This window comes from Enorma phocaeensis (assembly GCF_900186505.1).
GTDB lineage: Bacteria > Actinomycetota > Coriobacteriia > Coriobacteriales > Coriobacteriaceae > Enorma > Enorma phocaeensis.
The window spans coordinates 388,116-402,772 of record NZ_LT891970.1 but is presented as its reverse complement, the minus strand read 5'-3'; the positions used below and the strand labels follow the sequence as shown (position 1 = coordinate 402,772).

General features: G+C 51.7%; 9 protein-coding genes and 1 pseudogene. 9 read left to right on the top strand and 1 reads right to left on the bottom strand.

Annotated elements, in window-relative coordinates:
• The first annotated feature begins 32 nt into the window (after nucleotides 1–32).
• The 9 genes and pseudogenes from C1717_RS08030 (at nucleotide 33) to C1717_RS07995 (ending at nucleotide 12,643) form a co-directional block, all read left to right on the top strand.
• Nucleotides 33–1,553 (top strand): class I SAM-dependent DNA methyltransferase, encoded by a 1,521-nt coding sequence (locus C1717_RS08030; RefSeq protein WP_102372678.1) that lies wholly within the window; start codon nucleotides 33–35, stop codon nucleotides 1,551–1,553.
• 240 nt (nucleotides 1,554–1,793) lie between these two features.
• Complete coding sequence (locus tag C1717_RS08025; RefSeq protein WP_245859336.1) at nucleotides 1,794–3,014, top strand: IS110 family RNA-guided transposase; 1,221 nt, start codon at nucleotides 1,794–1,796, stop codon at nucleotides 3,012–3,014.
• A gap of 121 nt (nucleotides 3,015–3,135) precedes the next feature.
• The gene (locus tag C1717_RS08020) at nucleotides 3,136–4,722 is read left to right on the top strand and encodes an IS3 family transposase (RefSeq protein ID WP_180965888.1); all 1,587 of its coding nucleotides are present in this window, start codon (nucleotides 3,136–3,138) and stop codon (nucleotides 4,720–4,722) included.
• 95 nt (nucleotides 4,723–4,817) lie between these two features.
• Nucleotides 4,818–5,279, top strand: a pseudogene (locus C1717_RS10925) (restriction endonuclease subunit S); the annotation flags it as partial.
• A gap of 78 nt (nucleotides 5,280–5,357) precedes the next feature.
• Complete coding sequence (locus C1717_RS10920) at nucleotides 5,358–5,981, top strand: restriction endonuclease subunit S (RefSeq protein ID WP_281255291.1); 624 nt, start codon at nucleotides 5,358–5,360, stop codon at nucleotides 5,979–5,981.
• A gap of 158 nt (nucleotides 5,982–6,139) precedes the next feature.
• Nucleotides 6,140–7,120, top strand: a complete 981-nt coding sequence (gene xerA / locus C1717_RS08010; protein ID WP_077071164.1) for a site-specific tyrosine recombinase/integron integrase — start codon at nucleotides 6,140–6,142, stop codon at nucleotides 7,118–7,120.
• Nucleotides 7,121–7,156: 36 nt separating this feature from the next.
• A complete protein-coding gene (locus C1717_RS08005) occupies nucleotides 7,157–8,314 on the top strand; it encodes a restriction endonuclease subunit S (protein WP_077071165.1) in 1,158 nt (385 codons plus the stop codon).
• The gene (locus tag C1717_RS08000; protein WP_077071166.1) at nucleotides 8,311–11,694 is read left to right on the top strand and encodes a DEAD/DEAH box helicase family protein; all 3,384 of its coding nucleotides are present in this window, start codon (nucleotides 8,311–8,313) and stop codon (nucleotides 11,692–11,694) included. The genes C1717_RS08005 and C1717_RS08000 overlap by 4 nt, the downstream gene beginning before the upstream one ends.
• A 22-nt stretch (nucleotides 11,695–11,716) precedes the next feature.
• Complete coding sequence (locus tag C1717_RS07995) at nucleotides 11,717–12,643, top strand: restriction endonuclease (RefSeq protein ID WP_077071167.1); 927 nt, start codon at nucleotides 11,717–11,719, stop codon at nucleotides 12,641–12,643.
• A gap of 123 nt (nucleotides 12,644–12,766) precedes the next feature.
• Here C1717_RS07995 and C1717_RS07990 read toward each other — a convergent pair whose 3' ends face one another.
• Complete coding sequence (locus tag C1717_RS07990; protein WP_275425383.1) at nucleotides 12,767–14,644, bottom strand: AbiA family abortive infection protein; 1,878 nt, start codon at nucleotides 14,642–14,644, stop codon at nucleotides 12,767–12,769.
• Nucleotides 14,645–14,657 lie beyond the last annotated feature (13 nt).

The following is a 14,657-nucleotide window of genomic DNA, read 5'->3' as shown; positions in this document are numbered from 1 at the left end:
TCAAAGACGGCCACAAGGAGAAGGACTCCAATATGATTACCGGAGCAACAAAGAGCAAAGTTGATGCCATCTGGCAGAAGATGTGGGAGGGCGGTATCACTAACCCGCTCGATGTTATCACCAATATCACCTATCTAATGTTCATGCGTCAGCTTGACGAAAAGGAACTCAAGACGGAGCGCATGGAGGCGATGCTCGGTGAGCCTCTGCCGCACATCTTCCCGGATGAATTCGAAAACGATCGAAAAGAGACTATTGCCGGCAAAGAGATGCGCTGGGGCAGCTTCAAAGACAAGCGTGCCGAAGAGATGTATCGCATCATTGACCGATTTGCTTTCCCGTTCATTAAGACCTTGGGTGACGAGTCTGCATATTCCCGTGCAATGGAGAACGCTACCTTTGGGTTCCCCGCAGGTAAGCCGTCGCTCTTGGAGAAGGCGGTTACAGGTGTAGATGAACTGCTCCGCGATTTCGACGAGCATATCGGTGACTTGGGCGACCTTTACGAATACATGCTCTCAAAGCTCTCGACGGCGGGCACCAATGGCCAGTTCCGCACACCCGCCCACATCCGCGACATGATGGTGAAGTTTGTTGATCCCAAGCCTGGCGAGCTCATTTGCGATCCAGCTTGCGGTACAGCAGGTTTCCTCATTTCCGCTGCCGAACACATTCGTAGCAACTATGAGAATGAGATGACGACCGCACAATGGGATGCCTTTACGGGTACGAACGGCGCAGATCCCCAATTCAGCGGTTTCGAGATGGATCAGACGATGCTGCGCATTAGCGCTATGAACCTCATGCTCCATGAGGTCGAAGCTCCTGATGTTCGCTATCTTGACAGTATTTCGCAAAAGAACGGCATTTCTAACAAGTTCGATGTCATTCTCGCGAATCCACCTTTTACTGGATCGGTTGACGTCGAAGACATCAATAAGAATTTGCGCGCCATCGTTGACACCAAGCAAACCGAGCTGTTATTCGTTGCGCTGTTCCTGCGCATGCTCAAAATCGGTGGTCGCTGCGCTTGCATCGTTCCGAATGGTGTGTTGTTCCGTTCAAACTCCAAGGCGTATAGGCAGCTGCGTCGGGAGCTGGTGGAGAACCAGAAGCTTGAAGCCATTATCTATATGCCCAGTGGGGTCTTTAAGCCGTATTCGGGCGTAAGCACGGCAATCCTTGTATTCACCAAGACCAATGCCGGTGGCACAGATGGCGTCTGGCTTTACAACATGGAGAGCGATGGTTTTACGCTTGATGATAAGCGCGATCCAGACGAGAAACGTAACGATATTCCGGATATCCTTGAGCGCTGGGCAAAGCTTGATTCCGAGCGCGAGCGCGAGCGTACGGAGAAGAGCTTCCTCGTTCCGAAGCAGGAAATTGTTGACAATGGCTACGACTTCAGCTTCAACAAGTACTCAAAGACCGAATATGAGCGCATTGAGTATCCGCCCACTGAAGAAATTCTGGCCGATCTTGAAGACCTTAATGCCCAGATGGCGGTTGGTCTAGCCGAACTTAAGAAGATGCTGGGCGGTGATCTCTAATGACGAACAAACCCATTACAGTTTGAGAAGTAGTTAGCCCAATCGCTTAAGCCATCCGCTTAGACGGTCGGACTACGATTGACATATGTCCCGAGGGACTGCCGATCGGGCGCCCGCGGACGGCCTTATGCCCCTGCCCCTTGAGGGCCCGGGGGGTGTTGCCGACGCGGGCGCCGCTGCTTCTGACGACTAATAGGAAACTGCCGGGCTCCTCCGACCAAAGAGCGCCACGGCCAGGTAATGTGGGTGTCGCGCGAGGCAGCATTCCGATCGACCGACGATTGGAAGGATACCATCATGCTGACCGAAGCCACCGCCTGCCCTGCCGTAATAGGCCTCGACGTCGGGAAGTTCTCCCATTGGGCGTGCCACGTGACCAGGCAGGGCGAGATCCTCGCCAGCGGCCCCGTGGCCAACACCGAGCATGACCTGGACAGCCTGTTCGCCCGAGTGGATGCAGGGACGCTGGTCGTCGTCGACCAAGTGCGCAACATCGGGTCGCTGGCGATATCGAGGGCAAGGCTGGCCGGGCTGCCCGTCGCCTACCTGCCGGGAATCGCCGCCCACGGAGCTGCCAAGCTGTTCGCGGGCGACGCCAAGACCGACGAGCGCGACGCCGCGGTCATAGCCAAGACGGCGCTCGGCATCCCGGATTCGCTGCTGCCCGTGCCAAGGCGCGACGAGAGGCTCGAGGCCGCAAGGTCGATGGCGGCGCAGAGGAACCACATGGTCACCTGCTCCACCCGTGACAAGAACAGGCTCAGGAGCATACTCCTGGAAAGCTGCCCCGCGTTCGAGGCGCTGGCCGACCTGGCCGATCCCCATTGGCTGAAGATGATGGAGTCCCTGGGCGGCCCCTGGGGCATCCTGGATGCCGGCAAGCCTGCCGTCGGCGCCGTGACCCGCGGCGCGAACAGGGCGCGCATCGACGCCGCGCTGGCGGCGATATCGTCGTCGACGCGCCCGTCCGAATACCAGGTCATGGCAGAGAACCCGCAGGTCAGGATGCTTGCCAGGCGTATCAGGGAGTCCGCCGAGGAAGCCGCAAGGCTCGACACGGAGATAACGGCGCTGCTCGTCGAGGACGGCACTTACGAATGCCTGCTGACCATCCCAGGAATCGGCCCAAGGACCGCATCGGAGCTGGTGATAAGCATCGACATCGACGACTTCCCCGACCACGACCACCTCGCATCGTATTGCGGAATCGCTCCCAGGAACCGCCAGTCAGGCAAGTCGATATCGTCGGTGAGCGCCTCGCGCCAGGGAAACAAGAGGCTGAAAAACCTGCTCATCTTCTCCTGCAACTCGCTTAGCAGGAGCAGGGGCCGGTTCGGCGACTACTACCGCAAATGCAGGGATCGCGGCATGTGCCACGGAGAGGCATTGAAGGCGGTCGCCAGGAAGAGGATGAAGGTGATCTACGCGATCATGAGGGACAAGGTCCCGTACTCGGCCTAGCTAGCCAGAGCCATAGAAAAACGCCAGCCCGACAAGGGCTGGCGTCAGCATGCTCGAAAGCAGTGATCTTTGGGGACTGCGGTGGGAATCCTGGACCAAGGCGGGACAGGAGGAGAACCGCATGTACAGCCAGGGGCAGAGGAAGCGCGCGATAGAGACCTTCATCAAATTCGACCATAGCTACGCCGACACCGTCGCAGAGTTAGGATATCCGACGAGAGCCTGCCTGCGTAACTGGTGGAACGAGTACAAGAAAACCGGTGAGGTGCCCGAGAGCAAGTTCGCCACCGATCCGAGGTACACCGCAGAGATGAAGCAGCGCGCCGTCGAGCACTACCTCGAGCATGGAAAGAGCCTGGTGAGGACGATGAGGGCGCTGGGATATCCCAAGAGCCGCGAGGTGCTCGGCGACTGGATCGACGAGATAGCGCCCGGGCAGCGCAAGTATAGGGGCCCGAACCCAAAGACGCCGCCGATTCCAATCGAGAAGAAGGTGCAGGTGGTGGCGGAGCTGGAGGCGAGGACTGGGCCCGCCGCGGTGATAGCCGAGCGTCACGGCGTGTCGAGGACCGCACCCTACTTCTGGCGCAGGGAGATGATGGGCGATAATAACGGGGGACCCGAGAAGAAGGGAGAACCCGTGAGCAAGGAGTTCGACGACCTGCCCGATGACATCGAGCAGCTTCAAGATATGCTGCGAGAGGCGAAGATGCAGCTCAGAAAGGTGCAGCTTGAGCTCGACGTACGCCAGGCGACCCTCGAGATGGTAAAAAAAGACCCGGGCGCCGACCCGGACCGCCTGGCCAACGCGGAGAAGGCGGCGATGGTGACGGCGCTGAGGACCAAGTATAAGCTCTGCGAGCTGCTCCCCGTGGTGGGCATGGCCAAGAGCAGCTACGAGTACGCGAGGAACGTGCAGCTCAAAGGCGAGACCGAGGAACACGCGTCCGCCAGGGAGGCGGTAATAGCGGCGTTCGAATCCAGCGGCGGCACCTACGGCTACAGGCGCATCGTCGCCGAGGTCAACGCCGGGTCTGGATCTGAGAGCCGAGTCGGCGAGTGGACCGTGCGTGCCATTATGGCCGAGGAGAACCTGGTCGCATGCGCCGCCAAGAAGAAGCGGCGCTACAGCTCCTACGAGGGCGAGACGTCCGCAGCGCCTCCGAACCTACTGCTAGACGAGCGGGGAAAGCACCACTTCCGCGCCGACAGCCCGAACGAGACATGGATAACGGACGTCACCGAGTTCCGCATCCCCGCCGGCAAGGCCTATCTCTCGCCAATCGTCGACTGTTTCGACGGAATGCCGCTGAGCTGGTCGATCTCCACGTCTCCCGATGCCGAGATGGCGAACTCCTCGCTGCTCGGAGCGTGTGAGTGGCTCGACGAGGGCGACCACCCGGCCGTGCATTCGGATAGAGGCGGTCATTATCGCTGGCCAGGCTGGATAAAGATATGCGAAGAGAACGGCCTGGTCAGATCGATGTCGAGGAAGGGCTGCAGCCCCGACAACGCGAGGTGCGAGGGCTTCTTCGGAAGGCTCAAGGTGGAATTTTTTTACGGACGCGACTGGGATGGGGTTACAATCGAGGAGTTCATCACCATGCTCGACGCGTATCTGAGATGGTATCGTGACATCAGGATCAAGAGCGACCTGGATTACAAGAGCCCCATGCAGTACCGAAGGGATTTGGGACTAGTCGCATAGGATGGATTTGGTCCAGGATTCCCACCGCAGTCCCTTGCCAACAAAATCAGTTGACAAAACTATAGGAACACCCCTTTGCGGGGGAGAAGGTAAGGCTTGGAGATTTAGGGAAAACGATATGCGGCGGTACACCTTCAAGCAAACATCCTGAATTTTTTGCTGGATCAATACCATGGATAGGAACTACTGCACTAAACGGAGGAAAGCTAGATAAAGCGGATGCGGTGAAACTGATTACTAGGGAGGCGGTAGAAAAGAGCGCAACCAAAATAATACCGCCCAATTCAATCATGGTTGGTATTCGTGTTGGCGTTGGAAAGGTTGCTATTAATTCCGTTCCAATGTGCACAAGTCAAGATATAGTCTCCGTTGTTAGCATTGACGAGGCTGAATGGTGCAAGGAATACATATCAATGGTGCTCCAATACAAGGCGCCTGTTTTAGCTGCTCAGGCACAGGGAGCAACGATTACTGGGATTTCGTCTAAAACTCTCAAGTCAATCACAATCCCCGTTGCTCCCCTCGAGACTCAGAGGAGGATTGTCGAAGAACTAAGGGCTATCGAAGCGCAGAAGGTTGCAGCTAATTCGATTCTCAAGTCTTTCAGCGCCCTGGTCAAATCCCGCTTTGTCGAGATGTTCGGGGATCCAAGCGACAATAGTCGGAATTATCAAGTTGTTTCAATCGGAGAAATCCTCTCTGTTCAGCCATCGAACGGCCTATACAAACCACAGAAGGATTATGTTACCGATGGTTCTGGGGTGCCTATCATTCGTATTGATTCGTTTAACGAGGAAGGCCCTAACTATTCTGCATTGAAACGGTTGAACTGCACACAGAAAGAAACAGAAAAGTATGGCTTGCGTGATGGCGACATTGTGGTTAACCGAGTGAACAGTATCGGCTGTATGGGCAAAACAATGCTCATAGATCACCTTCCAGAAGTTGTGGTGTTCGAGTCCAATATGATGCGCATGCATGTGGAAGAGTCGACAATGTTTCCTAGATTCCTGCGTCATCAGATGACTTCAGATTATGCAAAGCGCTATTTCGAATCTCATGCAAAAAAGGCTATCGGTCAGGCGAGCATTAACCAGGCGGACGTCAAGGGGCTAAAGGTTTTAGTACCCCCATATGTCGATCAAAAATCTTTCCTTGACTTCGCCGCCGAGGTCGACAAATCGCGGGTTGTGGTGCAGAAGCAAATCGAGAAGCTCCAGACGCTTTACGACAGTCTTGCGCAAGAGTATTTCGGCTAGAAGCTTGCTGTGAATAAGCCGTTTCGTATTGATGCCGGCGACATGGAAACGAGCAAGTTCATCAGGTGCGTTTAGTGGCGTAGCTGCTTGTTGCAAAGCCCGGATGCTCGTTGGCTTCATTCGCGCTACGCTTGCCTCCCGGATGAATGGAGGCAGGTATGTTGTCAGTTAGCGATGCGGTTCGTCAGGTCGAGCGGATGATGGTGACGACGTTGGACGGTACGCAGATGCGCCGTCTGCACGATGCGCTCATTGAGTGCTTCGTTGAGCAGACCGTCGAGCGTCATAAACGCCTCGGCAACACTGAACTCCTCGAGGCGTTTCTCGATGCTAAACGCCTCGAGGGTTGTTCTGGTCGTTCTCTTAAGTACTACCGGAGTACGCTTGTGAGGTTTGTGGGCACGCTCGACAGTTCTCTCGTGCTGGCTACAACCGAGCAGATCCGCTCATATCTGGGCGGTTATGGAGAAAAGAGCGGCGCTGGTAACGTGACAATCGACAACGTTAGGCGCATCATATCGAGTTTTTTCTCATGGCTTGAAGCGGAGGATTATATCTATAAGAGCCCCGCTCGCCGAATTAAGAAGATTCGAACGGTAAAGACAGTAAAAGAGACTTATTCCGATGAAGTAATTGAGCTGATGCGTGATGGCTGCACGACAAAGCGCGACCTCGCAATTGTCGACTTACTGTCATCAACGGGTATTCGCGTGGGAGAGTTAGTGAACCTCGACCGTGAGGACATCGACTTCGAGGCAAGAGAGTGCATCGTTTTGGGAAAAGGCGGAAAGGAGCGTCGCGTCTACTTTGATGCACGAACGAAGCTTCATTTAGTCGAGTATCTTGCGGAGCGCAACGATGATAATCCGGCTCTGTTCGTCTCGCTCTGCAATCCTAATAGAAGGCTGCAAATTAGCGGGGTGGAGATACGGCTTCGCGAATTAGGACGGCGTCTGGGCATTTGTCGTGTCCATCCCCATAAGTTTAGGAGGACGCTTGCAACGCGCGCTATTGATAAAGGCATGCCCATCGAACAGGTTCAAGTGCTGCTAGGGCATCAAAAGATCGATACGACGCTCAGGTATGCAATGGTCGATCAGCGTAACGTTCGGATGTCGCATCGAAGGTACATCGCATAAAACAAACCCCCCTTTGCGGGGGAGGGTGCCCGCCGCGTGAGGCTGGGGGAGCTGATTTCCAAGGCGAAGGCTGAGCGCTGTGGGGATAGGTCGTTCCCAGTTCTATCGATGACCATGCACGATGGAATCATTGCGCAATCGGAGCGTTTCAAGAAGGCGATCGCTTCGAAAGATGTTAGCTCATACAAAGTCGTCTATCCTGGCCAGCTCGTTGTTGGCTTTCCAATAGATGAGGGCGTGATTAATGTTCAGGGGTTTGATGAGCCTGGAATCATGAGTCCCGCCTACAACATTTGGAATATTGACGCGAGTATTATCTTCCCGGACTACCTTGATCTTGCGCTGCACGGACCTGGCTGCATGGCATATTACGCTGACAAGATGAGGGGAACCACTGCTCGACGCCGCACCCTGACGTCAGATAGCCTAACTGCAATGAGCGTACCGCTTCCAGACATCAACCAACAGAAACATATCGTTGGTATCTTCGATGCCGTCAGAGTACAGATGAATGCGTGCCGCCATCAGCTCTCTCTACTCGACGATCTGGTCAAATCCCGCTTTGTCGAGATGTTCGGGGATCCTGCTGCCTCGCCAAAATTCGAAACATGCCGAGTCGAGGATATTGCGGACGTGTTTGTTGGCGTCGTAGTTAAGCCGAAACAGTATTATGCGGATGATTCGAAAAACGCTGTAAAAGCTTTTCGTTCGCTTAACGTTGGGGAGATGCACATTCGCGATAACGATTGGGTCTATTTCACCCAAGAGGGCAATCAAGCAGCTTCGAAATCCATTCTAAAGAGTGGGGACATATTGATTGTTAGATCAGGGTATCCCGGAACTTCGTGTATCGTTTCTTCTGAATATGAGGGATGCAATGCCATTGACTTAATCATAGCCAGAATTAAAGATGACGGAGTACTACCCGAGTTTCTTGCGGCGTTTAACAACAGCACCCGTATGAAGGATTTGATTGAGCGAATGTCCGTTGGATCCGCACAGAAGCATTTCAATGTCGGATTCTATAAACAAGTTGAGATTCCTTTGCCGCCGATTGAAATTCAGAGGGAATACTTGGCATTCCAGCACCGAGTCGACAAATCGCGGTTTGTCGTTCAACAACAGGTGGTTAAGTATAATGACGTTATTGCATCCAGTGGAATTGCGATTATCGGGCGGGACGAGTTGGTATGAACTTCGATTTCCTCAAACGAGAAGATGGCTACTATAGCCTCTTTGCGGATGCCTGTATCGAAGCGGAGAGGGTTTTCTCTACGTCGCCCGCCATGTGTGCTGTCGGTTGCCGTAAGGCGCTTGAGCTCGCGGTTAAGTGGGTCTATGCAATTGATACAGACATTAGCATGCCCTACCGCGACAATTTGTCATCTTTGCTCCACGAACGGTCGTTCATGGATGCCGTTGATGAGCGCGTATGGCGGAAGCTCCTTGGGATAAACAAGCTTGGAAATCTTGCGGTACACACCGAGCGTGTCGTTACACCCGCGGACGCGATTTTGGTACTGCGCAGCCTTTTCGAGTTCGTTGACTGGATCGACTATTGCTACGGCCCAGATTATTCTGTACGAACATTTGATGAGAAAAAGATTCCAAAGAAAGGAATCCAACTCACAGCAGCTCAGATTAAGGTCGTTAAGGATCGCGAGTCACTTCTTAATGAAAAGGACGAGGAAATTAAGCGGCTCGAGGCTGAGCTGAAGAAGCTGAGCGCTCAGGCGGCTCAAATCAAAGAAGAGGATAGGCCGAAGCGCGATTTCAACCCAGAAGACATCTCCGAATTTGAGACGCGCAAGCACTATATCGACTGGGATCTTGCGCTCGCTGGCTGGAAACTCGACGAGACCGTTCTTCAAGAGCGAGAAGTTCACGGCATGCCGGTTGAACCGGGTAACAACACGGGTGTGGGCTACGTTGACTATCTTCTTATGGGTAAAGACGGGCGTCCACTCGCCATTGTCGAGGCGAAGCGCACCTCTTATTCTGAACAAAAGGGTCTCAAGCAGGCGCGGCTTTACGCAGGTTGCCTTGAGAGGGAGTTTGGCTATAAGCCGCCTATATTCCTCACGAATGGATTCGCTACACTGTTTGTCGATGACGAAAACGGTGCTCCACGTCCGGTAAGCGGATTCTTCTCGCAAGATGATCTGCAGAAGCTTTTTAACCGTAGGGCGGCTACGGTAAAGCCTACGACCCTGACAGTAAATGAAGCGATAGCTGGCGGCGGAAAGCGCTATTACCAGATTGAGGCTATCCAACGCGTATGTGCTAACATCGAAGAGGGGCATCGCAAGAGCTTGCTGGTTATGGCTACGGGAACCGGCAAGACTCGTGTTTCGGCCGCCCTGGTTGACGTGCTCATGCGTTCAGGGCATGTTAAGAACGTCCTCTTCTTAGCGGATCGCGTGGCGCTTGTCAGGCAAGCAAAGCACGCTTACCAAGATTATCTGCCCAATGAGTCTCTGTGCAATCTCTGCTCAAATAAGGATGAGCGCAATGCTCGCATCGTTTTCTCCACGTATCCGACCATCATGAATGCAATTGATGGGGAGCGAAATGAAGACGGCGACCGTATGTTTACGCCAGCGCATTTCGACCTCATTATTGTTGACGAGGCGCATCGCTCTATCTTCAAGAAATATCGGGCGATTTTCGAATTCTTCGACTCTCTTGTCGTTGGACTCACGGCAACACCTGCCAACGAGGTTGATCGAAATACGTACGACTTCTTTGATGTTGAGCGTGGCGTGCCGACCTATGTTTACGAATACAAAACAGCAACGGAAGTCGACCATGTCCTTGTTCCGTATTACGGCATAGAAACTCATACGAGCTTTATCGACGAAGGTATTACCTACGACGAACTATCTCCTGAGAAGCAAGAACAGCTTGAGGAAGACTTCGAAGATACCGGCCAAGAAGTCCCTGACAAAATCGAGAGCACGGACCTTAATAGATGGGTGTTTAACGAGGAAACGGTCGACAATGTTTTAGTCACGCTCATGGAGAAGGGCATCCATGTCCAGGGCGGTCAGGAGTTGGGCAAGTCGGTAGTCTTTGCCCAAAACCAAAAGCACGCGCGCTATATTGTCGAGCGTTTCGGTAAGCTTTATCCAGGGCTTCCAGGAGACTACATTCAGGCTGTTGTTCACTCTGACGACTATGCGCATACCATTATTGAAGATTTTGAGCTGAAGGTTCGGCCGGTTATCGCCGTGTCGGTTGACATGATGGACACAGGCATTGATGTGCCCGAAATCGTAAATCTCGTATTCTTCAAAAAGGTTCGCTCCAAGATTAAATTCTGGCAGATGATTGGTCGCGGAACCCGTTTATGCGAGGGGCTGAACGTTACTGACCCGTTGGATGGCACCCACGAGGACAAGGAGCGCTTCTTCATTTTCGATTGGTGCCGCAATTTCGAGTTCTTCCGTGAAAACCCGCACGTTGTTGAAGGGAAGTTAACCGTTTCCGTTGCTGAGCAGGTTTTTTGCAGGCAGGCAGAGCTCGCTATGCTTCTGCAAAACAGCGCTTTTACGGCCGATGACTATCAGGCATGGAGAAAAGAGCTCGTCGAAACTATGCACGGCCAGGTAATCGCTTTGAATGACGAGCTCTTCACCGTTCGTAGACATCGCCGAGAGGTGGAGAAATACCGCCGTATCGAATCCTTTACGCTGCTTTCTGACGTTTCGTTTGCCGAGCTTAAGAATCCGATTTCGATGCTTGTTGTCAATGATGAGGCGGACTTTTCTGCGTTGCGCTTTGATAACGTCATGTATGGTTACATGATTGCGACCTGCAAAGCCCAAAATACAGATTCGTATAAGAAAAAGATTGTGAGCATGGCAAGGCTGTTGCAGTCGTTGTCGACCGTTCCCCAGATCAACGAGCAAATGCCCCTGATTAGGCAAATCGCAGAAGGGGACATGCTGGATGGGGCTACCCTGCTGCTTCTTGAAGATATTCGCAGGCGACTTCGCTCGCTTATTCAGTTTATTATCACTGGGCCGCAACGACGGGATGTTATCACCCACCTGGATGACCCGATTACGGAAATGACCTATGGAGTGTCCGCAGATATTGGTGAAAACTTCGAGAACTATAGGCTTAAGGTCGAGCGCTATCTTAGGGATTATTCTAATAACGTGGTTATTCACAAGTTGCGGACCAATAAGCCGATGACTGAATATGAATTTAGCCAACTCGAGCGTATCTTTACTCACGAACTTGGCAATGCGGAAGATTACGCAAAAGCATATCAAGATACTCCGTTTGGCCTTTTAGTTCGTCGGGTAGTTCATCTCGACCGGGACGCGGCGATGGAGGCCTTTGCCGATTTTCTTAGCGATCAGAGCCTCAATGAACAGCAGATCTCGTTTATTAAACGCGTAATAGATTATGTGGTTGAGAACGGATATATGGAGCCTGCGGCACTTAATCATCCACCGTTCGATCGCCCGAAATCTTTCATGCAGATGTTCAATACTCAACAGCAGATGAACTTGGTGACTGTGATTAAGTCAATTAAAGAGAATGCCATTTCTCCCGCTGCGTAAACCAAAGCGAAAGGTTCCCGCCATGCCAATCCCAACTCAAACCGAGATGTTTCTTATGGTTTTGGAGCTCATGAAAGACGGCAAAGAGCGCAAGCGCATCGGCATCATTAACGACGCCTGCGATATGCTCGGTCTTTCGGATCGAGAGCAGGCACTAGTTACCTCAAGCGGTGTCCCGGTTTATCGCAGCCGTGTTAGCTGGTCGGTCTCTTATCTCGCGCGTGCGGGCATGCTTTCCAAAGTGACACATGGCGTATACAGGATTAGCGATTACGGAAATGCTGCTGTTGAGAAATACGACAACGCGCAGCTGCTTTCCGATGAAATCAACAAGGCTATTGCAGAAAAGAATCCTTGGAAGTCGAAGAAAAAGGGTGATGCCAAACAAAAGGGGGATAAGGATCCGTTGGATGAAGGGGTTCTTCCTGATTCCATCAACGAGACGTCTCCGCAGGAGCAAATCGACGCTGCTTTCGCACAGTTGAAAACTGACCTGCAGGACTCGTTGCTTTCCTCGATTATGGATAAAGACCCGGGCTTCTTCGAGAAGCTTGTCGTGGATCTTCTGGTGAAGATGGGTTACGGGCAGGGCGAGCAGACGCGTATCAGCAATGATGGCGGTATCGACGGTATGATTGCAACGGATGCTCTGGGCTTTGACCCAATCTATGTCCAGGCCAAGCGCTATTCGGCTGAAAAGCACGTTGGGCGCCCCGAACTTCAAGGTTTTGCAGGCGCGCTTGGGAGCATCTCGCGCGGCGTGTTCATCACCACATCAAGCTTTGCGCAGAGCGCGATTGATTGGGCGCGGCATTACCCTCATGCAACGCTTGTGCTTATTGACGGCAAGCGCCTTACCGAGCTGATGATTCAGTACGATCTTGGCGTTTCGACTGAAAAGGTATACCGCATCAAGCGAATTGATGGCGACTACTTCGGGGAAGAGTAGCGCTTTGTCGCATATGGAAGCTACAACCTCTGCCACTCGTTAGCAAACGTGTGAGATGCTCTTGCGACTAATGTAAAGCGGCTTACAGGACACGCTGTTTGCCCTGTAAGCCTTATTTGGGAATCAGGACGGATCCCGATCTAGCGGGTCAGTGTTGTTGTGACTACGTGGCAGCGGCAATTCAACGTCCTCCAATATGCTTGCAATGAGCCCTTCGAGAGATTGCTTTGTTTTAAGTATTTCTATTTGATATGTATTGCGAATCAAATTTGAGCCCGCATGGATTAACGGATTATCTCGGCGAAGCCTTTCGGCGGCATGTATAATCTGTTCAGATTTCGGTATCTCACAATATAGCTTAGCTAGCTCTTTTTCACTATATAAGAAGCCCCTCTGCTTCTTTTTCAGTATTTTGCGTTTGAAGAGAGTCGAGAATCTATCGAAATAGGCTCGATAGTACGATATTTGTTCAAAAAAGTTTTGCGTTCTTCCATGGAACAGCTGGTTGACGAATTGGATTTTGCTCCGATCATCATCGGCGATAACGAATAGTATTTTCGATTCAACTTCTGTAATCGGGTCGCGGATGAATTGGTCGTTAATACAATATTTATCGATAAAGATGGACAGTCCGAGTTCTGACTTGCGCAGCAGCGACAGAAGGTCACGGTGATGCATTCCTCTGTTGATGAGATAGTTTAGCGCGATGAGCGTGTCGATACTGGACCAAGTCCCATCTCTATAGGACAGGAAAAGCGTATTCAACAAACGTTTGATTAGATAATCATCATGAGTATCAAGAATGCACTTAACAAGTTCGTTTGTTCCATAAGTCAGAATGACCTTGCCGCTCAATAGAGCTTTTTTGATTGAGTTCTTGACGCTTAGGCAACTTAAATTGGCATTGCTATAAATAACGCTCCGGAAAGCAGTCATTGAATCTATATGCCTATCTTCTTGAGAAAATGTCAACTCGACAGCTGCTTTGAAGTCTTGCTGGCAATAATTCCTTTCGAATGACATGCGAGCAATCTCTTCAAACAATTGAGATATGCGACCTGGGGGGTCTTCAATTACTTCCCCCGTGTAATGACCTGAGAAATCAACGCATGATTCTGTTGCTTCGGCTAATGAGAGCTCACTTGTTTGGCCGAATTCTACCTTGTTCAGATTTAGAGCAAGTCCGTTTTTCCTCAAGATATCTGCGTATTTATTGAGAATCAGTTCCTTTATTTTGAATGGGGATGATTCGTTCGACACGTTGATAAATATGAACATGTCATCCACATAGCGAATCATTTTGAATGACTCGGCACCGCAATTGCTATCAATGCAGCGGAAAAGCTCCGCATCGATGTCGGAAAGATATACCTTGGTAGCCAGGAAGCTCAGCGTCGGATGGTTTTGAATGGTTGGAAACTTACCCGCTCCGCAATAGAGCAGTAGCGCGCGAAGGAAAAGGCAGTCGGTAGCTGAGAAATTCTTATCGGAGTAACTTTGCATCTTTGACATGAGCTTGTCGACATCAATTGAGTTGTAGAAATTGGAGAGGTCTGTTTTGAGGTAGTAGGAGTACTGGCTTTTTGCAATCCGTTTCTGGTCACAATACCGTCGATAGCTATCCTTATACTGCGCGCAGTTGTTTGCTAGATCGCCGGCGTATTCACATATCATGTCTTCGCGCGGGTCAGCGAAACATCTCTGGTACTCAATCCCAAAAGCAACAAGGTATAAAAACATAATTGGAGAAATGAGTGTTGAATCGCGAAATGACGCGCCTTGCTTCTGAATGAAACCACTAGTTACATAATTCATCGAAGCACAAGCAATGAAGGCACCGTCTTTAATGTAAGCCGAGAAAAAGTTCCCCGAAGATAGAAGTTGCCAATCAAAAGTGTTGAGAACTGAGAATGGATACCATTGTAGATAGCACCTCAAGCGACGTTTCTGGTCCTTCATGGTTTTGCATGCTGCTTTCCAAGAGCTGTACGAGGGGTGCATCATCAGCAAGCCA